This is a genomic window from Amycolatopsis sp. NPDC059021, from assembly GCF_042739895.1.
Classification (GTDB): domain Bacteria; phylum Actinomycetota; class Actinomycetes; order Mycobacteriales; family Pseudonocardiaceae; genus Amycolatopsis.
The window spans coordinates 1-22,631 of sequence record NZ_JBHYIQ010000005.1 but is presented as its reverse complement, the minus strand read 5'-3'; the positions used below and the strand labels follow the sequence as shown (position 1 = coordinate 22,631).

At 70.0% G+C, this 22,631-nt stretch carries 23 protein-coding genes; 10 read left to right on the top strand and 13 right to left on the bottom strand.

Going from position 1 to position 22,631, the window contains the following annotated elements:
* Positions 1-23: 23 nt before the first annotated feature.
* Positions 24-491 carry a GNAT family N-acetyltransferase gene (locus ACFWX1_RS03930; protein WP_378383542.1) on the top strand — a complete coding sequence of 156 codons (468 nt, stop codon included), beginning with the start codon at positions 24-26 and terminating at the stop codon, positions 489-491.
* A 12-nt stretch (positions 492-503) separates the two neighbouring features.
* Here ACFWX1_RS03930 and ctaD read toward each other — a convergent pair whose 3' ends face one another.
* Both ctaD and ACFWX1_RS03920 read right to left on the bottom strand, forming a co-directional pair.
* Positions 504-2,150, bottom strand: a complete 1,647-nt coding sequence (ctaD, locus tag ACFWX1_RS03925; protein ID WP_378383810.1) for a cytochrome c oxidase subunit I — start codon at positions 2,148-2,150, stop codon at positions 504-506.
* Between the two features lie 150 nt (positions 2,151-2,300).
* The gene (locus tag ACFWX1_RS03920; RefSeq protein WP_378383540.1) at positions 2,301-2,798 is read right to left on the bottom strand and encodes a hypothetical protein; all 498 of its coding nucleotides are present in this window, start codon (positions 2,796-2,798) and stop codon (positions 2,301-2,303) included.
* A 91-nt stretch (positions 2,799-2,889) separates the two neighbouring features.
* Between ACFWX1_RS03920 and ACFWX1_RS03915 the strand changes: the two genes are divergently transcribed.
* Together ACFWX1_RS03915 and ACFWX1_RS03910 are read left to right on the top strand one after the other, a co-directional pair.
* Positions 2,890-3,345 carry an anti-sigma factor gene (locus tag ACFWX1_RS03915; RefSeq protein ID WP_378383538.1) on the top strand — a complete coding sequence of 152 codons (456 nt, stop codon included), beginning with the start codon at positions 2,890-2,892 and terminating at the stop codon, positions 3,343-3,345.
* Complete coding sequence (locus ACFWX1_RS03910) at positions 3,342-4,142, top strand: SigB/SigF/SigG family RNA polymerase sigma factor (protein ID WP_378383536.1); 801 nt, start codon at positions 3,342-3,344, stop codon at positions 4,140-4,142. The genes ACFWX1_RS03915 and ACFWX1_RS03910 overlap by 4 nt, the downstream gene beginning before the upstream one ends.
* Before the next feature lie 63 nt (positions 4,143-4,205).
* Here the strand turns inward: ACFWX1_RS03910 and ACFWX1_RS03905 are convergent, their stop codons facing one another.
* Both ACFWX1_RS03905 and ACFWX1_RS03900 read right to left on the bottom strand, forming a co-directional pair.
* Positions 4,206-4,580 (bottom strand): STAS domain-containing protein, encoded by a 375-nt coding sequence (locus ACFWX1_RS03905; RefSeq protein ID WP_378383534.1) that lies wholly within the window; start codon positions 4,578-4,580, stop codon positions 4,206-4,208.
* A 137-nt stretch (positions 4,581-4,717) separates the two neighbouring features.
* Positions 4,718-5,608, bottom strand: a complete 891-nt coding sequence (locus ACFWX1_RS03900) for a glycosyltransferase family 2 protein (protein ID WP_378383532.1) — start codon at positions 5,606-5,608, stop codon at positions 4,718-4,720.
* Between the two features lie 174 nt (positions 5,609-5,782).
* Here ACFWX1_RS03900 and ACFWX1_RS03895 point away from each other — a divergent pair, with 174 nt between their 5' ends.
* The gene (locus tag ACFWX1_RS03895; protein WP_378383530.1) at positions 5,783-6,985 is read left to right on the top strand and encodes a S1 family peptidase; all 1,203 of its coding nucleotides are present in this window, start codon (positions 5,783-5,785) and stop codon (positions 6,983-6,985) included.
* A gap of 64 nt (positions 6,986-7,049) precedes the next feature.
* Here the strand turns inward: ACFWX1_RS03895 and ACFWX1_RS03890 are convergent, their stop codons facing one another.
* A complete protein-coding gene (locus ACFWX1_RS03890) occupies positions 7,050-8,783 on the bottom strand; it encodes a pyruvate dehydrogenase (protein WP_378383528.1) in 1,734 nt (577 codons plus the stop codon).
* Between the two features lie 102 nt (positions 8,784-8,885).
* Here ACFWX1_RS03890 and ACFWX1_RS03885 point away from each other — a divergent pair, with 102 nt between their 5' ends.
* The gene (locus ACFWX1_RS03885) at positions 8,886-9,824 is read left to right on the top strand and encodes a LysR family transcriptional regulator (RefSeq protein WP_378383526.1); all 939 of its coding nucleotides are present in this window, start codon (positions 8,886-8,888) and stop codon (positions 9,822-9,824) included.
* Here the strand turns inward: ACFWX1_RS03885 and ACFWX1_RS03880 are convergent.
* Positions 9,772-10,743: an Lrp/AsnC family transcriptional regulator gene (locus tag ACFWX1_RS03880; protein WP_378383524.1), complete on the bottom strand. Its 972-nt coding sequence runs from the start codon at positions 10,741-10,743 to the stop codon at positions 9,772-9,774. The genes ACFWX1_RS03885 and ACFWX1_RS03880 overlap by 53 nt on opposite strands.
* Before the next feature lie 115 nt (positions 10,744-10,858).
* Between ACFWX1_RS03880 and ACFWX1_RS03875 the strand changes: the two genes are divergently transcribed.
* A complete protein-coding gene (locus ACFWX1_RS03875; RefSeq protein WP_378383522.1) occupies positions 10,859-12,370 on the top strand; it encodes an MFS transporter in 1,512 nt (503 codons plus the stop codon).
* Positions 12,371-12,378: 8 nt separating this feature from the next.
* Here the strand turns inward: ACFWX1_RS03875 and ACFWX1_RS03870 are convergent, their stop codons facing one another.
* A complete protein-coding gene (locus ACFWX1_RS03870; protein WP_378383520.1) occupies positions 12,379-13,368 on the bottom strand; it encodes an amidohydrolase family protein in 990 nt (329 codons plus the stop codon).
* Positions 13,369-13,410: 42 nt separating this feature from the next.
* Positions 13,411-13,935, bottom strand: a complete 525-nt coding sequence (locus tag ACFWX1_RS03865; RefSeq protein WP_378383518.1) for a 3-hydroxyanthranilate 3,4-dioxygenase — start codon at positions 13,933-13,935, stop codon at positions 13,411-13,413.
* A gap of 119 nt (positions 13,936-14,054) precedes the next feature.
* On the opposite strand from ACFWX1_RS03865, the gene ACFWX1_RS03860 reads away from it, so the two are divergent.
* Positions 14,055-14,987 (top strand): LysR substrate-binding domain-containing protein, encoded by a 933-nt coding sequence (locus tag ACFWX1_RS03860; protein WP_378383516.1) that lies wholly within the window; start codon positions 14,055-14,057, stop codon positions 14,985-14,987.
* Here the strand turns inward: ACFWX1_RS03860 and ACFWX1_RS03855 are convergent.
* From ACFWX1_RS03855 to ACFWX1_RS03835, 5 genes are all read right to left on the bottom strand, one after another.
* A complete protein-coding gene (locus ACFWX1_RS03855; RefSeq protein WP_378383514.1) occupies positions 14,982-15,404 on the bottom strand; it encodes a RidA family protein in 423 nt (140 codons plus the stop codon). The genes ACFWX1_RS03860 and ACFWX1_RS03855 overlap by 6 nt on opposite strands.
* Complete coding sequence (locus ACFWX1_RS03850; RefSeq protein WP_378383512.1) at positions 15,401-16,867, bottom strand: 2-hydroxymuconic semialdehyde dehydrogenase; 1,467 nt, start codon at positions 16,865-16,867, stop codon at positions 15,401-15,403. Before ACFWX1_RS03850 ends, ACFWX1_RS03855 begins: the two co-directional genes overlap by 4 nt.
* A 107-nt stretch (positions 16,868-16,974) precedes the next feature.
* Positions 16,975-18,186, bottom strand: a complete 1,212-nt coding sequence (locus ACFWX1_RS03845; protein ID WP_378383510.1) for a GNAT family N-acetyltransferase — start codon at positions 18,184-18,186, stop codon at positions 16,975-16,977.
* An 89-nt stretch (positions 18,187-18,275) separates the two neighbouring features.
* A complete protein-coding gene (locus ACFWX1_RS03840) occupies positions 18,276-19,382 on the bottom strand; it encodes a serine hydrolase domain-containing protein (RefSeq protein ID WP_378383508.1) in 1,107 nt (368 codons plus the stop codon).
* Between the two features lie 19 nt (positions 19,383-19,401).
* Positions 19,402-19,911, bottom strand: a complete 510-nt coding sequence (locus ACFWX1_RS03835) for an ArsR family transcriptional regulator (protein ID WP_378383506.1) — start codon at positions 19,909-19,911, stop codon at positions 19,402-19,404.
* Positions 19,912-20,115: 204 nt separating this feature from the next.
* Here ACFWX1_RS03835 and ACFWX1_RS03830 point away from each other — a divergent pair, with 204 nt between their 5' ends.
* The 3 genes from ACFWX1_RS03830 (at position 20,116) to ACFWX1_RS03820 (ending at position 22,490) form a co-directional block, all read left to right on the top strand.
* Complete coding sequence (locus tag ACFWX1_RS03830; protein ID WP_378383504.1) at positions 20,116-20,787, top strand: hypothetical protein; 672 nt, start codon at positions 20,116-20,118, stop codon at positions 20,785-20,787.
* Between the two features lie 19 nt (positions 20,788-20,806).
* Entirely contained in the window at positions 20,807-21,424 is a 618-nt protein-coding gene (locus ACFWX1_RS03825; RefSeq protein WP_378383502.1) for a transglycosylase SLT domain-containing protein, read from the top strand.
* A gap of 109 nt (positions 21,425-21,533) precedes the next feature.
* A complete protein-coding gene (locus ACFWX1_RS03820; protein ID WP_378383500.1) occupies positions 21,534-22,490 on the top strand; it encodes a cation diffusion facilitator family transporter in 957 nt (318 codons plus the stop codon).
* Positions 22,491-22,631: the final 141 nt, after the last annotated feature.

Here is a 22,631-nt window from a genome sequence, read left to right as displayed (position 1 = left end):
GGCGCGTGGCTAAGATCGGCGACATGGTGTCAGAAATCGCGATCCGCCACGCCGAGCCCGCCGACTACGACCGTATCGTCGGGGTGGTCGACGACTGGTGGGGCCGCGCCGTGCACACCCTCCTGCCGAGGCTGTTCCTCGATCACTTCCACCGCACCAGTTTCGTGGCCGAGCGCGACGGTGTGCTGGCGGGTTTCGTGATCGGCCTGCTGTCACCGTCCATTTCGGACGCGGCGTACATCCACTTCGCCGGTGTGGCCCCGGAATTCCGCGGCAGCGGGCTGGCCCGCTCGCTGTACGAGCGGTTCTTCGCGCTCGCGCGGGCGGATCGGCGGAAGGTCGTCCGCGCGATCACCTCGCCGCAGAACGAGGGCTCGATCGCCTTCCACAGTGCACTGGGTTTCAGTGTCTCGGAACCCGTGACCGCCTACGACGGCGCCTCGGCCGACCGCGTGGTCTTCACCCGCGCACTCACCGACGCGGCGGGCTGACTCACTGCCGATTCACTTCTGCTTCGCCGCCTCCTTCGCGCGGTACCGGCGCGACCGGACGTGTCCTTCCTCGTGCATCCGCGCCACCATATGCGGATAGTGCAGTTCGAAGGCGGGCCGTTCCGAACGGATCCGCGGCAGCTCGAGGAAGTTGTGCCGGGGCGGCGGGGTCGTCGTGGCCCATTCGAGCGAGTTCCCGTAACCCCACGGGTCGTCGACCGTGACGACCTCGCCGAACCGGTAACTGCGCACCACGTTCCAGATGAACACGATCATCGACGCGCCGAGCACGAACGCGCCGATCGTCGAGATGGTGTTCAGCCACGTGAATCCGTCGGTGGGCAGGTAGTCGGCGTACCGGCGGGGCATGCCCTCCGCGCCGAGCCAGTGCTGGACGAGGAACGTGGTGTGGAACCCGAGGAACGTCGTCCAGAAATGCCATTTCCCGAGCGGCTCGTCGAGCATCCGGCCGGTGATCTTGGGGAACCAGAAGTAGATCCCGGCGAACGTCGCGAACACGATGGTGCCGAACAGCACGTAGTGGAAGTGCGCCACCACGAAATAGCTGTCGGTGATGTGGAAGTCCAGCGGCGGCGACGCGAGGATGACGCCGGTCAGCCCGCCGAACAGGAACGTCACCATGAACCCGATCGACCACAGCATCGGCGTCTGGAAACTCAGCTGTCCCTTCCACATCGTGCCGATCCAGTTGAAGAACTTGATCCCCGTCGGCACCGCGATCAGGAACGTCAGGAACGAGAAGAACGGCAGCAGCACCGACCCGGTGGCGAACATGTGGTGTGCCCACACCGCCACCGACAACGCCGTGATGCCGAGCGTCGCGAACACCATGAGCCGGTAGCCGTACAGCGGTTTCCGGCTGAACACCGGCACGATCTCGGTGATGATCCCGAAGTACGGCAGCGCCACGATGTAGACCTCGGGATGGCCGAAGAACCAGAACAGGTGCTGGAACATGATCGCCCCGCCGTTCGCCGGGTCGAACACGTGCGCGCCCAGCTGGCGGTCGGCCTCCAGCGCGAACAACGCGGCGGTGAGGATCGGGAACGCGAGCAGCACCAGGATCCCGGTGAACAGGATGTTCCAGGTGAACAGCGGCATCCGCCACATCGTCATCCCCGGCGCGCGCAGGCACAGGACCGTCGTGATCATGTTGACCGCGCCGAGGATCGTGCCGAGCCCGGACACGATCAGGCCCATGATCCACAGGTCGCCGCCGATGCCCGGCGAATGCGCCGCCTCCGACAGCGGGGTGTACGCCGTCCACCCGAAGTCCGGCGCGCCGCCCGGCGTCAGGAACGCGCTCAGCACGATCAGCCCGCCGAACAGGTACAGCCAGTAGGAAAAGGCGTTCAGCCGGGGGAACGCGACATCCGGAGAGCCGATCTGCAGCGGCAGCACGAAGTTCGCGAACCCGAACAGGTTCGGCGTCGCGTACAGCAGCAGCATGATCGTGCCGTGCATGGTGAACAGCTGGTTGAACTGCTCCTGGGAAAGAAACTGCAGTCCGGGACGCGCCAGCTCACCCCGCATCAGCAGGGCCATCGCGCCGCCCGCCATGAAGAACGCGAACGACGTCACCAGATAGAGCTGCCCGATCACCTTCGGGTCGGTGGTCCTGGCCAGTGACAGCAGCATGGCACCGCGCGGCCCGCGGGGGCGACCACCGAATCGGATCGCCTCCGGCCCCGGCGCCGTGGTCACCTCACCCACGACGTGCCCCGAGCGGACACCCATTCGTCCACGATACGCCGCCGGCGCAAGGGCCACACCGCTCGAATCGGTCCATCACTGATCCATCGGGTAGGTCGCGCCCCGCTCGAGATCCGGGCTGACCTGGGCGGGACGGCCGCGCTGCCCGGGTACCGGGTTCACCACCGGCTCATTCTGTGACCACGTCGCCGCTCCCTGCGTGACCTCGGCGTGACGTGCTTCCTGCTTGCGGGTCACCAGCGTCTCGTCCACCTGGTCCTCGCGGATCTTCGCCAGCACACTCAGCGTGACCCCGTGCGCGAGCGCCAGGATCAGCAGCACGATGCCCAGCCTGCCCACGATCGCGGTCGGCCCCGGTCCGTCGAACACCGGCACCGTCGAGATCAGCGCGACCACGCCCAGTACCGCGAAGTGGAACATCACGGTGATGAGCCGCGCCATCGCGATCCCCGCACCGGCGCCCCCATAGGAGTTCTCGAGGTACCTCCGCCCGCTGCGATAGATGATCTGACCGTCCAGCGCCACGAGCAGCACGGCGATGAGCAGGAACGTCAGGTATCCGTTCGTGTCCATGTCCGGCGGGTAACCCGGTGTGGTGGCAGGTAAACACGGACACCGGCGCCGATCACGAATGGGCAACGAGGTCCGTGGGTACCCCTCCCTCATGGACCACAGCAAGACCGCGAACGTGGACGGGGCGGTCCCAGCCGCCGTGTCGGCCGGGACCGTCGAACTCCGGGTGCCGCTCGATACGGGCCTGCTGTTCCTCGTCCGCATGGTGGCCGAGGGCATCGCCGTGCGCGCCAAGCTGGATCTGGACGAGATAGCCGATCTCCGCATGGCGGTCGACGAGGGGGCGGGCTGCCTGTTTCCGCGTGCCCGGCCGGGCACCCAGCTGTGGTGCCGGTTCGAGGAGTCCGGGCGGTCGGTCACGGTCCAGCTCACAGCCACGACGACATCCGCGACCACACCCGGCACGGGAGGTTTCGAATGGCACGTGCTGCGCACGCTCACCGACGCCCTCACGACGTGGATCGAGCCCGGCCCGGCCGACGAGGCCGTGGACACGTGGTTCCTGCACCTCCGGTTCACCAAACGGTCCTGGACAGGAGGACCATGACGACCTCCTATCGACGCCGTAGCGATGCCTATCGCCACTGCGCGGTGCTGTTCGACGAAATGCACGCGCTGCCCGACGGCGACGCGCAGCGGAAGCGCCTGCGCGAGAAGCTGATCGAGGAGCACCTGCCGATCGCCGAGCACATCGCCCGCCGCTTCTCCGGGCGCGGTGAGCCACGCGAAGACCTGGTCCAGGTTGCCCGGCTGGGCCTCATCAACGCGGTCGACCGCTTCGATCCCGCGCGGGAAAACGAGTTCCTCTCCTTCGCCATCCCGACGGTGATGGGCGAGGTCCGCCGCTACTTCCGGGACGCGTCCTGGTCACTGCGGGTGCCGCGGCGGCTGAAGGAACTGCACCTTTCACTGAGCCAGGCGACCACGACGCTGGCCCAGCGCTGGGGCCGCGCCCCCAACGCCACCGAACTCGCCGAGTACCTCGGCATCGGCGTCGAAGAGGTCACCGAGGCGCTGATCGCCGGGAACGCGTATCAGACCGCGTCGACCGACCGGCCCGTGCACGACGAGGCCGAACCGGTTTCCCTTGCCGACACGCTCGGTGAGGAGGACGCCGCGCTGGAAAAGGTGGAGAACTGCGAAGCGCTGCGGCCGTTGCTGCGGCGGCTTCCCGCCCGCGAGCGGTCCATCCTGGTCATGCGGTTCTTCGGGAACATGACCCAGTCGGCCATCGCGGCGCGGGTCGGGCTCTCCCAGATGCACGTGTCGCGGCTGCTTGCCCAGACCCTGCGGACACTGCGCGAGAAGATCCTCGAGGAGGAACCGGCCGACGAGCCGGAGTGACCACAAAGGACACAACGGTGGCGGGGAAAGTCTTCCCCGCCACCGTTGTGTCGTTCGCCTCCTTCAGGAACGGACCAGTTCGGGCAGCACGCCGCGGACGTCCAGCCCGCTGTCGGCGCCGGTGACCTTGAGCGCGCGGCGCACGGCGTGCCCGCTCGCGACGATCACCATTTCGGGATTGCGCTCCCCTGCCCGCAGCAGGGCGCGGATGCCCGCACAGCCCAGGAAATCGACCCGGGACAGGTCGACCACCAGACCCGTGCACCGCGCGTCGCAGCGGAGCAGCGCGGCCCGGAACTGGTCGGCCGTGGCGACATCGATGTCACCCACGACCGTCAGCACGGCCGTGTCGTCACCACGACGGGTGATGGTCAGGAAGAGTTCCCCGGTACCCCGCGGATCCGCGCCCGCGGACGACCTCGACATCGGTACTGGCATCGGCACTCCTTCTCGCAGCGAATTCACCGGAGCTGACCGGAGCACGTGTCTGAACAACAGTCAGTACACGAACGACCATACGCTTGTCGCGGTGACGGTCAAGTCGCGGCACCCCATCGAGTCCACAAAGGACGGTTTCAGCCCGCGACCCGGCGCTCGGCGGGACGCCGCGGTTGTTCCAGCAGCCGGAGCCCGGACTCGACCTGCGTGGGCACCACCGCGCGCTCCCGCAGTACCCACGGCAGGCCACGCAGCGCGTCGAGCAGGGCCCCGGCCGTGGTGCGGTCGGCGGGTGCCGTGGACAGCAGGGTGACGGTGCGCCAGAAGACCACCGGGAGCGGGCGCCGGAGCCAGAGCGTCCACAGGGTGTTGCGAAGCCGCATCCGGCGGCGGTGCCCGGGGTCGCGCAGCCGCGACGGGGCGTGGATCACCACGTCCTCCAGCCAGCACAGCCACCAGCCGCGGGCGGCCAGGTCGAGGGCGAGCAGCTCGTCCTCCTCGCCCAGCCACATCCGGGCCGAGAACCCGCCCGCGTCGGTGAACGCCGCCACCCGGAAGGCCGACAGGCCGGCCAGCAGGCTCAGCAGCGCGGGCCCCGGCAGCCACGCGGGTCCCGGCACCGGGGACGCGCGCAGTCCCGGGATGACCGGGTCCTCGGCCAGGTCCGGTTCCAGCAGGCAGCGGCCGATGACCGCGGCCAGTGCGGGATAGCGGTCGAGGGTGTCGGCGGCGACGGTCAGCGAACCGGGCTGCCAGCTCGTGTCGTCGTCACAGAACGCCACATACGGGGTCCGCACCTGGCGCACCGCCACGTTGCGCGCGACGGCGCCGATGTTCTCCTGGAGGTGGATCAGCCGGACGTCGGGGTGGGTGTCGGCCACCGCTTCCGCGGTGCCGTCGGTGGATCCGTTGTCCACCAGGATGATCGGCGCGGCGTCGGGCAGCGCCGTCATCCGCGCCAGTGTCGCCATCAGCTGCCGGCGCCGGTTGTGGGTGATGATCACGACCGTGATCCGCGGCGCCGTCATCCTCGGTTCCCCTCCACGCAGGCACCTCTCCGTGTTCCGGGTACCCCGGTACTCGTCCGGTCAAGCACCGTGACCCCGTTTGGAGCAACGCCGGTCGCCGGAGTTCGGGTGAACCGAATCGGGAGCGGGGCCGTATCCATGATCAGAGTCCGCGAAGCTGAGGAGGCCCGGCGCATGAGCCGACACCGTTATCGGCGGAAGGTAGTCATCCCGATCATCTGCACGGCGGCGGCCGTCACCGGCCTCGCGGCCGCCATCGCCGTTCCCGCGCTCGCCCGCCCGGCGCCGACGCCGGCCGTGGCCGCCGCCGCACGGGGCGACGTCCTCGACGCCCTGCAACGGGACCTCAGGCTGCCGCCGGACAAGGTGAAGCAGCGGCTCGCCGGCGAAACGTCGGCAGCACAACGGATCCGGGAGCTACGCCAGGGCCTCGGCGACAGCTACGCCGGCGCGTGGTTCGACGCGGCCACCGGGAAACCGGTCATCGGGGTGACCGACCCGCGGCAGGCCGCCCGGCTGCGGTCCACCGGCATCGAGTCCACAGTGGTCACTCATTCGATGACGACACTCGCCGCCACCAAGAACCGCATCGACCAGCTCGCGGCGAACGCACCAGACGCCGTCACCGGCTGGTACGTCGAACCGAAGTCCAACGCCGTCGTCGTCGAGGTCGACCCTGCCGGACAGGACGCGCGCACCACCCAGTTCCTCAAGGGGGCGAAGGCGAGCGATGCCGTCCGGGTCCAGCGCGCCACCGCCCGGCCCCGCCCGCTCGCCGACATCGTCGGTGGCGCGCCGTTCACCTTCGCCGCCGGCGGCGGCCAGGCCCGCTGCTCCATCGGCTTCGCCGCGACCGATTCCGGCGGCGGCAAGCATTTCCTCACCGCGGGACACTGCACCGAAGCGGGCGGTACCGCCGTCGGCGCGGACGGCGGCGAGATCGGGCCGATCACCCAGAGCACGTTCGGCCGCGACGGCGACTTCGGCCTCGTCGACGTGACAGATCCGGACGCCCGGCTCCAACCCGCCGTCCTGCGCAGCAGGCAGACCGTCATCCCGGTCACTGGCTCGTCCCCCGCCGACGTCGGTTCGACGGTCTGCCGTTCCGGCTCCACCAGCGGATTCCACTGTGGAGAGATCCAGGCGCTGAACCAGACCGTGAACTACGGCAACGGGAAGATCGTGCGTGGCCTGACCAGGACGACGGCGTGCGCGGAGGGCGGCGACTCCGGCGGGCCGTTCGTGTCCGGCGGTCAGGCCCAGGGCATGACCTCGGGCGGTTCGGGCGACTGCGCGTCCGGCGGCGTCACGTTCTTCCAGCCGGTCGGCGAGGCGCTCCAGCAGTTCGGCCTGACGCTGGTGACCAGCGGGCCGTGAAGGGGTCCTTACCGGCGCTGGGCGCTGGGAAGGACCCCTTCACGGCACGCGATGGCGGCGTGCGTCACGGGCGGGGAATGTTGCGCAGGTTGCTGCGCGCGAGTTCGACCATCTTGCCGACGCCGCCGGTGAGGACCGTCTTGCTCGCCGCGAGCGCGAAGCCCCGGACCATCTCGCCGGTGATCTTCGGCGGGATCGACATCGCGTTCGGATCGGTGACGAGTTCGACCAGCGCGGGACCGGGGTGGGCGAACGCCTCGGCCAGCGCGTCCCGCACGTCTCCCGGCTTCTCGACCCGGGTCGCGTGGATGCCGCAGGCGGCCGCGATGGCGCTGAAGTTCACCGGGGCGTGGTCGGTCTCGTAGTCGGGCAGGCCGTCGACCAGCATCTCCAGCTTCACCATGCCCAGCGAGGCGTTGTTGAACAACACCACCTTGACCGGGACGTCGTAGGTGGACAGCGTGAGCAGATCACCCATCAGCATCGCGAGACCGCCGTCGCCGGAGATCGACACCACCTGGCGGCCCGGATGCGAGAGCTGCGCGCCGATCGCGTGCGGGAGCGCGTTGGCCATGCTGCCGTGCCGGAACGAGCCGATCACCCGGCGGCGCCCGTTCGGGGTGAGGTAGCGGGCCGCCCACACGTTGCCCATACCGGTGTCCACGGTGAAGACCGCGTCGTCGGCGGCGAGGTCGTCGAGGATGTCGGCGGCGTACTCGGGGTGGATCGGGGTGTGGTGCTCGATCTTGTTCGTGTAGGCGTCGACGACCTTTTCCAGCCGCCGCGCGTGTTCGCGCAGCATCCTGTCCAAATAGGACCGGTCGGTACGCCGTTCCAGCAGCGGCAGCACGGCCTGGAGGGTTTCCTTGACGTCGCCGTGCACCGCGAGGTCCAGCGGCGTGCGCCTGCCCAGCCGTGACGTCTCGTGGTCGATCTGGACGGTGCGTGCCTGCGGCAGGAAGTTGTCGTAGGGGAAGTCCGTGCCCAGCAGCACGATCCGGTCGGCCTCGTGCATCGCGTCGTAGCAGGCGCCGTAGCCGAGCAGGCCGCTCATGCCGACGTCGTACGGGTTGTCGTACTGGATCCACTCCTTGCCGCCCAGCGAATGCCCGACCGGCGCGGCGAGCGTGTCGGCGAGCGCCATCACCTCGGCGTGCGCGCCCCGGGTGCCCGCACCGGCGAAGAGCATCACCTTCTCGCCGGAGTTCAGCACCTTCGCCAGTTCGGCGATCCGGTCGGCGGAGGGCACGACGGGCGACGGCGTCACCGGCGTGATCCGCTCGAACCCCGCCACCGCCGCCTTCCGCTCGGAGACGTCGCCGGGAATACTGAGCACCGACACCCCGCCCTTGCCGACCGCGGTCTGCATGGCGATCCGCAGCAGGCGCGGCATCTGCTCGGGCTGCGAGACCAGCTCGCTGTAGTGGCTGCACTCGGCGAACAGGCGGTCCGGGTGCGTCTCCTGGAAGAACCCGGTCCCGATCTGCGGCGACGGGATGTGCGAAGCGATCGCCAGCACCGGGGCGCCGCTGCGGTGCGCGTCGTAGAGCCCGTTGATCAGGTGCAGGTTGCCGGGCCCGCAGCTGCCCGCGCACACCGCGAGCTCGCCGGTCAGCTGTGCCTCGGCCGCCGCCGCGAACGCCGCGGTCTCCTCGTGCCGCACATGTACCCAATCGATACCTTCCGTGCGGCGCACGGCATCCACGATCGGGTTGAGACTGTCGCCGACGATCCCGTAGATCCGGCGCACCCCGGAATCCCGCAGGATCCGCACCAGTTGCTCGGCCACCGTGGCCATCGTCGTCCTCCCTTGCCCTCCGCTGACGTTCCGAGATCATCCTCGCGCGGTTTGCCGTATGCGTCCAATGCCTTATAGACGTCGAATCCATGTCCTGGAAGCATGAACCGTATGGACCTCCAGGTACTGCGTCTCTTCCAGGCGGTGGCACGCGGCGCGACCGTGACGGAGACCGCGGCCCAGGCGAACGTGACACAACCCGCGCTCTCCCGCGCGCTGGACAAGATCGAACGGGAGGCCGGCGCGGAGCTGTTCCAGCGCGTCGGCCGGGCGCTGCGGCTGACCCCGGTCGGGACCGTCTTCGCCGGGCACGTCGACGCGCTGCTCGAGGACTACGACCGCGGTCTGCGGGCGGTCCAGGACATGATCGACCCCGAGGCGGGCCTCGTCCCGCTGGCCTTCCTGCACACCCTCGGCACCTGGCTCGTCCCGCCGCTGCTGAGCGGTTTTCGCGACAGGTTCCCGAAAACCCGGTTCGAGCTGCACCAGCACGGCGAGGAGGGGCTCGTGCGCGAACTGCTCGACGGCGGCGTCGACCTCGTGCTGACCAGCGGCGACCCGGGCAATCCGGCCATCCGCTGGAAGCGCCTGCTCGTCGAGCCGCTACGGCTGGCCGTGCCCCCGCGCCACCGGCTCGCCGGGCGCAGGCGGATCCGCCTCGCCGAGGTCGCGGACGAGACGTTCGTGCTGCTGCGGCCCGGCTACGGCCTTCGCGACACCACGGAGCGGCTGTGTCGCGAAGCGGGCTTCGTACCCCGCGTCGGTTTCGAGGGTGAGGAAGTCGAGACGCTGCGCGGCCTCGTCACCGCCGGGCTCGGCGTCTCCCTGCTCCCCCTTCCCCAGACCGCGACGTTCCCGTCGTCCGGCACCGAGCCGCTGGCACCGCACCTCACCGTCACCGACGTCCAGAGCAGCCGCGACATCGGGCTGGCCTGGATCGCCGACCGCGCCCTCCCGCCCGCGTCGGCCGGTTTCCGCGAGCACGTCCTCAGGAGCGTCGATGGAGCTCCGGCGGGTCCAGCAGCCGGACGCCGTCCTTGACGAAACCGGAGCGCTTGACGTTGCGGATCAGCGGGCTCGTCTCGACCGTCCGCACCTCGGGCATGGCGCCCAGCGTGGTGGTCAGGTAGTCGTAGAAAGCGTCGGCGTCCCGGCAGACGAGCATGGCGACCAGGTTGGCCGGACCGGTGATCGCCGCGACGTAGCTGATTTCCGGGTGCCCGCTCATAGTCCGGCCGACGTGGTCGAGATCGGCGGGCGCCACCGAAAGCCACAGCACGGCCTCGGTCTCCATGCCGAGCAGCGACGGATCGATCTCCGGGGCGAAGGCCACCGCCCCCACGCCGATGAGCTGCTCCAACCTGCGCTTGACCGTGGTTTCGGAGCGCCCGGTCACCTCGGCCAGTTCGGTGTAGGTCGCGCGGCCGTCCCTGGCCAGCGCGCGCAGCAGCAGTTCGTCGTCCTCGTCGAGACGCGGCGAGGCCGCGCCCGGCGGAACCGGCGCGGGTTCCCGGAAGAAGTGGCGGAGCACCGACTGCGCCGACACCCCGACCACCCGGCCGCTGCGGGGAAGCTTCTCCAGCAGCAGATCGTTGCGTTCCCGCACCGAGCGGGCGTGCGGAAAACAGATGATCTCGGTGCCGCCGGCCAGCAGGTCGATCCACAGGATGTCCGGCCGCCCGGCCAGCGCCAGCGCGACCGCCGGTGCCGTGTTCGGCGTGCACTGGATGCGGAAGAGCCATTCGGAATAGCCGAGGCGCCTGCCGATCGGAATGCCGACGACCCGCAGCAGCCCGGCCGAGTGCAGCCGCCGGTACCGGCGCGCCACCGTCTGCTCCGAGACACCCAGCACGGCGGCGAGCTGGGTCCAGGAGGCACGGCCGTCGACGCGCAGCGCCGCGACCAGCGCCTGATCCGTGTCGTCGAGGATGTCGTAATCCACTGCTTCTGTGTTCTTCATGGAGGAATCCAGCATATCAGGCCGAAAATTGCGCAGTGAGCGGCGAGTGCACTGATATCCAGTTCCCGATCGAGGCCGTCGGTGGCCTCCGGAACTTTCCTGGGAGATAGGACAGATGCGCAACTGGTGGCCGTTGACGGCCGTCTGCCTCGGCACGTTCATGCTGTTACTGGACATCACCATCGTGAACGTCGCGCTCCCGGCGGTGGCCGTGGACCTGCACGCGGGCTTCGGCGATCTGCAGTGGGTCGTCGACGGCTACGTGCTCGGCCTGGTGGTACTGCTGCTCTCCGCCGGCTCGCTGGCCGACCTGCGGGGCAGGCGGCGGACCTACGTCGCCGGGCTCGCACTCTTCGCGGCCGCGTCGCTGGGCTGCGGACTCGCCGCGACACCGGCGATGCTCGTCGTGGCGCGCGGCTTGCAGGGCGTGGGCGGCGCACTGATGTTCGCGACCACGCTGGCCTTGCTGAGCAACAGCTATCGCGGGCGCGAGCGCGGGATCGCCTACGGCATCTGGGGCGCGGTGAACGGCGTGGCGACGTCGATCGGCCCCATCCTCGGCGGAGTGCTCACCGAGCACCTCGGCTGGCGGTGGATCTTCCTGGTGAACGTGCCGATCAGCGTGATTGCGATCCTGCTGGCGCTGCGGGTACTGGCCGAGTCGGCCGATCCGGGGGCACGGCGCATCGACTGGGCCGGGGTGCTGACCTTCTCGGTCGCGATGGCGGCGCTGCTGCTCGGCCTGACCGGCACCGCCTCGTGGTCGCCGTGGATGTACCCGCTGGCCGCGCTGGCGCTCGCCGCGTTCGTGGTCGTCGAATGGCGGCGCGCCGAGCCGATGCTGGACCTGAAACTGTTCACCCGGCCCGCGTTCCCGGCCATCTCGTTCGCGGCGATGACGATGCCGTTCGCGCTCTTTTCGCTGTTCCTGTTCCTCGCGCTGTGGCTGCAGTCGGTGCTCGGGTTCTCCCCGGTCGAGGTCGGGCTGACCTTCCTGCCGCTGAGCCTGGTGGCGCTGGTCGTCTCCCCGCTCGCTGGCAAGCACCTCACGCCCCGGCTCTCCGCGCGGGCGCAGATCGGCGCGGGACTCGTCATCGGCGGCATCGGCGTTCTGCTCTTCCTCGGACTGGACAAGGATTCCACCGGCACGGCGTTGCTGCCAGGGCTCCTGGTCGGCGGTCTCGGCGTCGGTATCGCGAGCCCCCGGCTGTCCTCGACCGCGATGAGCGTCGTGCCGCCGGAACGCGCGGGCATGGCGGCCGGCGCCAACTCCACGTTCGCTCAGCTCGGGAACGCGCTCGGCATCGCGATCCTCGGCGTCCTGTTCACCCGCCATGTCGCAACGAGCCTCGCCGTTTCCGGTGCGGGAGCGGGAAATCCGGGGTTCGCCGCGGCCGTGGCCGGGGGCGGCACGCCCGGCCTGCTCGCCGCGACGCCCGAGCCGCAACGAGCCGCGCTGGCCGAAGCCGTCGACACCGCCTTCACCACGGGCCTGAACCACGTCTTCCTCATCGCCGCCATCGTGGCCTTCGCCGGGGCGGCGGCCACCTGGTTCGTCACCGTGCCCGCCGAGTCACGGCAGGACGACCGGCCCGCGGACCTCGGCACTGTGGAAACCGTGGCCTGACAACACTTTCAGGGCAAGCCGAGGAACTCCGCCGCATTGCCCCCGAGCAGCATCCGGCGGTCCGCGTCGGCGAGGAAGGTCGCCTTGCGCACCACCTCGCCGACCGGCCGCTCCCCCAGCGGGTACGGGTAGTCGCTGCCCAGCAGGACGTGGTCCGCGCCCATCGTGTCGACCAGCAGCCGCAGCGCCCGCTCGTCGAACACGACCGAGTCCACGCTGAAGCGGTCGAGGTAGTGCGAGGGCGGGAACTCCGACGAGCCGAACACGTCGGGACGCTGGTGCCAGGCGTTGTCCATCCGGCCGACCCAGAACGGGAACGAGCCGCCGCCGTGCGCGAAACACAGCCGCAGCGAGCGGGGCAGCCGGTCGAACACCCCGCCCAGCACCAGCGCGAGGATCGACAGGTGGGTTTCGGCGGGCATCCCGGTGAGCCACTGCGACATCCAGCGGTCCAGCCTCGGCGAGCCCGGCATGTCCCACGGGTGCACGAACACCGGCGCCCCGACGGCGGCGCAGTGCTGGAGGAACGTGACGATCCCGGCGTCGTCGAGATCCCGGTCGCCCACGTGGTTCCCGATCTCGACGCCGCGGTGCCCGGCGGCGAGGCAGCGATCCAGCTCGGCGCACGCGGCGTCCGGATCCTGCAACGGGACCTGGCAGAACGGCAGCATCCGGTCCGGCGCGGGCGCGCAGATCTCCAGCGCCAGATCGTTGAAGATCCGCGCCGCCTTCGCCGCTTCGGCACCCGGCCGGAGGTAGGAGAAGAACACCGGCGTCGGCGACACGACCTGGACGTCCACGCCGTCGGCGTCCATGGCTTCGAGCCGCTCGCCGGCGTCCCAGCAGTCACTCCGGATCCGCCGGAACTCCTGGGACCGCAGCATGATCATGGCGTCCTTTTCGGACTCGACGCGCAGCCACGGCCAGCCGTCCCCGAGATCGGGCCAGCCCCGGGGGACGTAGTGCGTGTGCGCGTCGATGACCGGTACCCGTGCCAACCCCTGAAACCCTTCTCGTGAATCCTGCTGCCGGAATCCCGCTCAGCCCTTGCCCGGATGCAGCGCGCCGCACGCCCGGCAGGTCCTGGCCGCTTCGTCGTCGTAGAACCGCTGGAACACCGGGGGAAGATCGTCGACGATGTCCCGCACCTGGAGTTCGACCTCGTGCACCAGCGCGGCGCACTCCGGGCAGTACCACTGGAATTTCTCCAGCGTGCCCTCCTCGCGGATCCGCTCGATCACGATCCCGATCGAGTCCGGATCCGGCCGCTGCGGCGAATGCGGCACATTGCCGGGCAGCAGCCACATCGAGCCCGCGCCGATCTCCACGGTGCGCGGACCGTCGCCGGTCATCAGATCGACGTGCATGGCGCCCTCGAGCTGATAAAACCATTCCTCGTAGGGATCGACGTGGAAATCGGTGCGCCGGTTGGGACCGCCGACGACCATCACGATGAAGTCCCCCGTCCGCGTCCACAGCTGCTTGTTGTTGACCGGCGGCACGAGCAGGTGCCGGTTCTCCTCGACCCACGCCACGAAGTCGATCACCGGGGGAATCTCGGACAAGTCGCCTCCTTTGCCGAACTCTGTTCCGCTCCGATGCTCGCGCATCCGGGCCATGCCTGACCAATAGCATTGCGCGTCATGGATATGCTCGGATCGTCATAGCGAGGAAGGGCGGTGCGATGGATCCGGACAAGCTGCTCGACGGACGGCTCAAACTGCGGCATCTCGTGCTCGTCACGACCATCGCGGAGCACGGCAGCGTGCTGCGCGCGGCCCGGCAGCTGCACGTCACCCAGCCGGTGGTGACCCGCGGCCTGCGCGAACTGGAGACGATCCTCAGCGCCGAGCTGTTCGAACGCGGACCGCGCGGGGTCACCCCGACCATCTACGGCACCGCGTTCATCGACCACGCCCAGACCATCCTCGCCCAGGTCCGCACGGCGGGGCAGCATCTCGGCGAGCTCGCCTCCGCGCAGGTCGGCACCGTCACCGTCGGCACCCACCTCGCCGGGTCGAACGTGCTGCTGCCGCGCGCGATCGCGCGGCTCAAGCGCGAACGGCCGCAGGTCACCGTCGTCGTCCGCGAAGCGACTCCGGACACCCTGCACACTGAACTGCTCACCGGCCGGATCGACCTGATGGTGGGCAGGCTGACCACGTCGAACGACCGCGAGCACGTCACCCAGCAGCGGCTGTACCACGAGCCGGTCCGGCTGGTGACCCGCGCCGGTCACCCCGCGCAGGAACTGTCCTCGCCCGGCTGGGCCGATCTGCTCGGCTATCCGTGGATCGTCCCGGTGCGGGAAACGGCGCTGCGCGAAGAACTCGAGCAGGTCTTCTTCGCCGAGGGCATCCCGATTCCGGAGAACCGCGTCGAATGCACCTGCATGATGACGTTGCAGACCCTGCTCGTCGAGACCGACGCTATCGCGGCGCTGCCGATGCTCGTGGCGACCGGCTCCGGCGAACTCGCGCTGCTTCCGCCGCTGCTGCCCTCGGTGAGCAGGCTCGTCGGGGTCACCCTCCCCCGCAACCGGTCCGCGAGCCCGACCACGAGCCTGCTGCTGGGCTGCCTGCGCGCGGTGGCCGCCGAGATCCGGGAACGGCTATGACTCCGGGAGCAGCGCCACCGCCTGGATTTCGATGAGCAGGTGCGGATGCGGCAGCTGATGCACCGCGACGGTCGTCCTCGCCGGGCCGGTTTCGTCGAAGAAGCTCCCGTAGACCTCGTTATATCCGGCGAAATCGTTCATGTTCACCAGATACGCGGTCACCTGGACGACGTCGGCGAGGCTCGCCCCGGCGTCCGCGAGGATCTCCCCGATGTTCTCGATCACCGCGGTGGTCTGCGCCCGGATGTCGAGCCGGGTCGTGCCCATCGCGTCTGCCTCGGCGCCCGCGATCGTGTTGTCCGGACGGCGGCTGCTCGTCCCGGACACGAACGCGAACCCGCCCGCCAGCCGCACGTGCGGGAACCTGCCGCGGGGTTTCGCCTTGCCCGCCACCACTCGCGCGTCCGCCCCGCTCACAGCTGCACGCACACATTCGTCGGCTCGCTGTAGAACGCGAGCGAGTGCGCGCCGCCTTCGCGGCCGATGCCGGAGAGCCCGGAACCGCCGAACGGGGACCGCAGGTCGCGCAGGTACCACGTGTTCACCCAGGACATCCCGGCCCGCATCCGCTGGGCGACCCGGTGGCCGCGTTCCAGATCGGTCGTCCACACGGCGGCGGCCAGCCCGTAGTCGGTGTCGTTGGCCAAGGCGACGGCCTCTTCCTCGGTGTCGAACGGCATCAGCGCGGCGACCGGGCCGAACACCTCCTCGCGCAGCACCCGGGAGCCGTGATCGAGCCCGGTCCACAGAGTCGGCTCGATCCAGGCGCCCCCGGTGAGGTCGTCACCGAGTTCCGGCACGCCGCCACCGGTCACCACCTCGGCGCCGTCGATCCTCGCCTGATCCACATAGGACAGTACCTTTTCCCGGTGTGCCACCGAGATCAGTGGCCCCGTGGTGGTCATCGGATCCTCGGGCCTGCCGAGCCGCAGCCGTTTCGCGGCGCCCGCGAGTCCGGCGACCACTTCGTCGAAGACGCCACGCTGGACGTAGATCCGTTCGGTGCACAGGCACACCTGCCCGGTGTTGGTGAACACCGAGCGCGCGAGGCCGTCGACGGTCCGTTCGAGGTCGGCGTCGTCGAACACCACCGCCGCGTTCTTGCCGCCCAGTTCGAACGAAACCGGCCGCACGCGGGCGGACGCGGCCCGCATGATCGCCGCGCCGGTGGCGGATTCGCCGGTGAACGTGATGCCGTCCACGCTGGGGTGAGTGGTGAGCAGTTCCCCGGCGGAGCCCGCTCCGAAGCCGTGCACGACGTTATACACCCCGTCCGGGACACCGGCTTCGGCGAGGATCTCGGCGAGCAGGGCCGCGCTCGACGGCGTCTCCTCCGACGGTTTGACGACCACGGTGTTCCCGCAGGCCAGTGCCGGGGCGACCTTCCAGGTCAGCAACAGCAGCGGCAGGTTCCACGGCACGATCACCGCGACCACGCCGAGGGGTTTGCGTACCGCGTAGTTCAGCGCGCGCCGCCCGCCGGGCAACTCGGTGAGGTACGAGTCGAGTCCCGTCGCCGCGATGACGTCCGCGAACGCGGCGAAGTTCGCCGCGGCTCGGCCGACCTCGAAATCCCTTGCCTGCGCCCAAGGTTTGCCGGTGTCCTCGACCTCGGCCCACGCGAGGTCGTCCGCCCGCTCTTCGATCCGCCGGGCTATCCGGCGCAGCAGCTCCGCCCGCTCCGGGACTCCCATCGCGCCCCACGTGCCGTCGAACGCCTTACGCGCCGCGGCGACGGCCCGGTCGACCAGCGGGCGGCCCGCCGCGGCGACCTGGGAAACGGGCCCGCCGTCGACCGGGCTCACGTTCGGGAAGCAGGTATCCGCCTCCTCGACGTAATCCCCATCGATGAAACACCAACTCGTGCGCACTGCCGTCACGGCCACCTCCGGTCCTGGTGCCCGCATCGTGGCCCCGCGCAGCCATGCCCGTCCAATGCCCAATCAGGCTGGTGTTATAGCGAGATCGTCATAACGTGAGCGCGCGGTCAGAACCAGTGCAGGCAATGCGGAGCACGCTCGGTGCGGAAGAGAGCGTCGGCGAGAGCGGCCGCGCCCGGGCGGTGGGCCCGGATGTGCCCGGCCCGCACGAGCGTGCTCGGGGCGGTTCCGCCGAGGTAGACCGAGCCCAGGTCGCGCACGTCCAGGGACAGGTCCGGCTCCCGGTCCGTCGGGACGCAACCGGCGTGGGTGTTCCGGACGGTCAGCAGGTAGCGACCGCGCTCGCCGAGGAACGGGTCGTCGACGTCGAGCACGAGTTCGCCGTCGGTGAACCAGCCACGCGCGGTCAGCGCACGGGGGACGTCCACCAGCCGCACCCAGAGCCAGTCGGTGTCGTCACTCACCTGGCCGGCCCGGAAGTCCGCGAGCTGCCACCGCAGCGGATGCTCGGGCGGGAACTGCTTGAACACGACCCGCGTGCCGAGGTCGTGTTCGAGCACGAATCGCGCCAGTTCCGTGAAGACGGCGTCGGCGGTGGTGATGATCTCGTCGACCGTCAAGGTGCCCGACTCGGCGAGCAGGTAGCTGGCGTACCCGTCCGCGGCGCCACCCGCGTCCCGGTGAACGGCGATGTACCGCGGAGCGAACGAGATCGGGGGCTGCCCCGCGCCCGAGGCCCACCAACGGTGCGGCCGGGACAGCGCGCCGGGCTGCGCGCGGCGGTACCGGTCGTAGACCTCCTCCAGGATTTCGCCGCACTCGGCACGTCGCAGCACCTCGATGGAGCCGGGCGCCGGACCATCGGCCGTGCCACGGGGCTGTGCAAAGGCTGCCTGGTGGCGCTGCACCGTCAGCCGCCGTGTGTAGGTCGCCGGTCCGTAGCCGAACCTGCCGTAGATCGGGGCTTCGGAGGCCAGCAGCACGGAGAGGAGTTCCCCTCGGGCCCGCAACTCGGTGAGCTGATGCCGCATCATCGCGCTGAGCACACCCTGGCGCCGGTACGACGGCAGGACACCGACGGCGGTCAGCCCGGCGGCCGGAACGGTGGTCTCCCCGGGCAGTGTCAGCTCGAAGGCGTAATCGGCCGCGGTGCCGATCGGGCGGCCGTCGGCCGACATGGCGAGCAGGCCACGCTCCATTTCGAGCGCCGACCAGATCCCGCCGCCCCCGGCCGGGTTTTCCGGGAACCGCCCGAACGCGGCATGAAGGGTGTCGTTGAAGACGTCGAAGTCCTGATCGGTCGTGGAACGGATCTTCACCGCTGCGCTGCCTCCCCCTGATCGCCGGGCACCACGGCTCGTGATGCCCGGCGACAGTCCAGCGCCAACCCGTGGCGACCTCAAGCGAATTACGGACCGCTGACGGCGTCCAGCAGTTCGACCGCGATCGGGTCGACCTCCTTGGCGATGTTCGTCAGGACGGCGACACCCGTTCCGCTGCCCGGGCAGAACCCGGCGAAACTCCGGAATCCCCCGGTACCACCGTTGTGCCACACCAGCTGCTTACCGCTGCGCGGCAGCGGCTGCAGGATCCAGTTCACGCCGATGTTCCGCGCCGGATCGACGGCGACCCGCGGCTGCCGCACGAGCCGCATCGCCTCGCCGAGCGGGCCCCGTGCCGGGGCGAGGTAGGCGCGGACGTAGCGCAGCAGGTCGTCCACCGTCCCGTACAGGGCACCGGCGGCGGCACAGGTCCGGACGTGCCAGTCCGGCGTGCTCGCCCCGGTTTCGTCGTGCCCGGTGGCCTTGCGGCGGCATTGCTCGCCGGTGAGCGCCGTGCTGGTGTCCCGCAGGCCGAGCGGACCGGTGATGCGCGGCCGGACGACCGACTCGTACGCCGCCTCCTCCCCGATCGCGAGTGACTGGCCTTGCAGTCCCGTGGCCAGGTTCGAGTAGTCGAAGACCTTGCCCGGTTCCCTGGGCAAGGTGGTCTCCCGCAGGGCCGTGGCCACGTCTTTCAGCGTGAAGATCGCGTACGGGTCGCGCCAATCGATGTCCGGCCGTTTCGCCCAGCTCTCCGGGAAGGACGGGATACCGGACGTGTGCGTCGCGACGTCGCCGATCGTGATCTCCTTGCCCTGCCAGGTGGGCAGGCGCAGCCGGCCCGGCAGGTAACGCTGGAGCGGGTCCTCGAAACGACGCCGTCCGTGGACGACCTCCAGCGCGACGGCGAGCCCGGTGAACGTCTTGGTGATGGACCCGATCTGGTAGATCGTCCGCCCGCCGGGCCTGCCGCCGTCGGGCTGACCGCTGTCCCCGGTGCCCGCGACGTACTGCCCGTGCCGGTCGAACAGGCCGATCACCAGGCTGGGATACCCTTTCCCGGCAGCGTCGGCCAGCTGACTGTCCACAAGGGACTTGAGTCTGTCCGTGGTGCCCGCGTTCGCGATCCCCGGTGCCACCGCGCCGAGTGCCGCGATCCCCGCTCCCGCGAGGAATGTCCGGCGGTTCGTCATGATTCTCCCCTTCCCGTGCTCATCCCGGATCCGCCCCGATGGCGAGCAGCACGAGCAACGGCACCACCCGCGTCCCCGGCACGGTGTACTGACCGCGCCCGCCCGCGTGCAGCCAGCCGGCGGCGACCAGCTGCCGGAGATGGTGATAGAGCTGCCCCGTCGTCCCCAGCGATTCGTGCTCCCGCAGCTCGGCGACCGTGCGCGCGCCGCCGAGCACCTGCCGCAGCAGCAACAGCCGCACCGGATGCCCGAGCGCGGCGAACGCGCCGCTCAGCTCCGACCAGTCCCGCGTCAGCAGGTCCGCCGCAGGCGCGCCGCGCTGCCATTCGTAGAACTCCCCGGTCGGCAGCCGCACCGACCCGGTGAACAGCACGCCCCCGTCGGGATCCCGCAACCGTTCCTGAAACCCGCGCAGAGCCCAGAACGCCTCCGGATCGGGCCCCGCCGGACGCTCCCGTGCTCCCTCCAGCAACGCCATCCGCTCCTCCAAGGCGGTGACGCGCTCGGCCAGTTCCTCGTGCTCACTCATGAGCGATGATATTACGTAACTACGTAATTCCGCAACGCCCGACCCCGGCACGAGGGCCACCGGCGTGGTGCTTCAGCACCACGTTCCCCGGGAATTCCGTTATCGTGTCCGAGCGACGGACCGGAAACGAAATCGCATATTCCGGCCACCGGAGCATTTTCACGGCGCCGCGTCCGGAATTCCGGAAACAACGGGGAGAATGGTGTGAACACGACATCACGTCGGCGGGTACTCGGAATTTTCGGCGCCGCCGTCGCGGCGGGCCCGGTCCTCGCGGCCTGCGGAAAAGCGACCGCCACCGCGGCAGTCCCGGCCGAGAGTCCCCAGCAGGGCGCGGACACGATCATGATCATCCGGCACGCGGAGAAACCCGACGGCTCCTCTCCCGCCCAGGGCGTCACCGCGGACGGCGAGCAAAGTGACGGCTCGCTGACCGTGCGCGGCTGGACGCGAGCGGGCGCGCTGGTCGAACTGTTCGCCCCGGCGAGCGGCGCGATCCGGGCAGGGCTGGCACGTCCCGCCGCCGTCTACGCGGCCGCGCCCAACGGCGACAAGAGCCAGCGCCCTTCGCAGACGGTGACACCGGTCGCGGCGCGGCTCGGCGTCCAGTTGCAGACGCCATTCGCCAAGGGCGACGAGAAGGCGCTGGCCGCGAAGCTCACCAGTCTCCACGGTGCGACACTGGTTTCCTGGCAGCACGAGGAAATCCCGGACATCGTCCAGCACCTCGGCGCCGTCACCCCCGCTCCGCCCGCGAAGTGGCCGGACGAGCGCTTCGACGTCGTCTGGGTGTTCACCCGGACCGCCGGCGGCTGGGCGTTCAGCCAGGTCCCGCAACTGCTCCTGGACGGGGACCTCGACAAGGTCATCACCTAGTTTCGCTAGGCTCGCGGATGTGAAGGTGGTCCGGTGGGTGCTCGTGTCGGCCGCGCTCCTGGTAGCGGGATGCGACGGGACGCCCCCGAAGGCGGCCCCGCCACCGGCCACCACGAGCACACCCGCCTCGTCCTCGGCCGCGCCCACCAGCACGAACCAGGATCCGGCCCGCTTCGCGAAGCAGGTCGTCGCCCGCGCCCGCGAAGCCGGCGTCGAGGCGCAGCTCGTCATGGCGATTCTGTACAACGAGTCCTACAAACCGCATGATCCGGACCTGGAACGCGCCTGGCAGAAAATGAAACCGGACGCCGCGTTCGGAATCGCCAATATGCACAAAGCCGCCTACGACGAGACCAAAAAGGGCAGGCCGTTCGCGAACCGGGAATGGCAGGAATTGCCGGACGACCCGGACCTGGCGATCCAGGCCGCCGCCTGGTACCTGCACGACCTCGCCGCCCAGCTCCCCTCGGCACACCAGGGCCAGAGCACCACCGACCTGCTCGCGGTGGGCTACAACGCCGGGCCGGGGACCATGAAGACGATCGCCCGCGGCACCAAACCGGGCCCGCAGGTGCAGACCTATCTCGACACACTGCACGGCAACTGGGCCAAGGCGGGCCAGGCCGTCGCCCCCTGACCCCGGCGGGTGCACCAGGTCACACCAGCGGAGCGTAGTCACGTCTTGAACATATAGAGATATGCGCATATATTCGCAGATGGATCGAGGCGATCGGGAGGACGAAGACGTGAGCAGCGGACACGGCCACAGCGGCCACGGGCACGGCGTGCAGGCCAACGCCGATCAGCGCTGGCTGCTGGGCGCGCTGGGCCTGATCGTGGCGTTCATGGCCGCCGAGGTCGGGATCGGGATCGCGGCGGGCTCGCTGGCCCTGCTGTCCGACGCGGCGCACATGCTGACCGACGCCGCCGCCATCGCGCTCGCCGTCTGGGCGATCCGGCTCGCCGCGTTACCGGCCAAGGGCCGGATGACCTACGGCTGGAAGCGCGCCGAGATCCTCTCCGCGCTGGCCAACGGCCTCACCCTGCTCCTGCTGGCCGCGTGGCTGGCCTACGAGGCGATCGAGCGGCTGATCACACCGCCGGAGGTCACCGGCGGTCTGGTGCTGGTGACCGCGCTCGCCGGTGTCGTGGTCAACGTCGCCGCGACGTGGATGATCAGCAAGGCCAACCGCTCCAGCCTCAACGTCGAGGGCGCGTTCCAGCACATCCTCAACGATCTGTTCGCGTTCATCGCCACCGCGGTCGCGGGACTGGTGATGCTGCTGACCGGATTCGCCCGCGCGGACGCCATCGCGTCACTCGTCGTCGTCGCGCTGATGATCAAGGCCGGGGTCTCGCTCGTCCGCGAGTCAAGCCGGATCATCCTCGAAGCGGCACCCGCGGGGCTCGACCCGGTCGCGATCGGGCAGGTCATGGCGGGCAGGCCGGACGTGTCCGAGGTGCACGACCTGCACATCTGGGAGATCACGTCCGGTCAGCCCGCGCTGTCGGCGCACGTCCTGGTGCGGCCGGGCCGTGACTGCCACGCCGTGCGCACCGACCTGGCCACGCTGCTGGCGGCCAAGCACGACATCGAGCACACGACACTGCAGGTCGACCACGCCACGCCGGGACCGCGCCGCCCCGGGGAGCACTGCGACACCGCGCACGGCCCCGTGCACCGGGCCACCGCCACACCCTGACGCCACACTGTCCTCTGTGGACTCCAGGTCCGTGGGGGCCTCCTTGAGGGACTGGGGGCGCCGGGGGGGCGCCCCCCACACCAGGAGCGCCCCGCGACCGCGCGGGGGGGGGGGGGGCCGGGGCCGGGGAGTTCACAACCC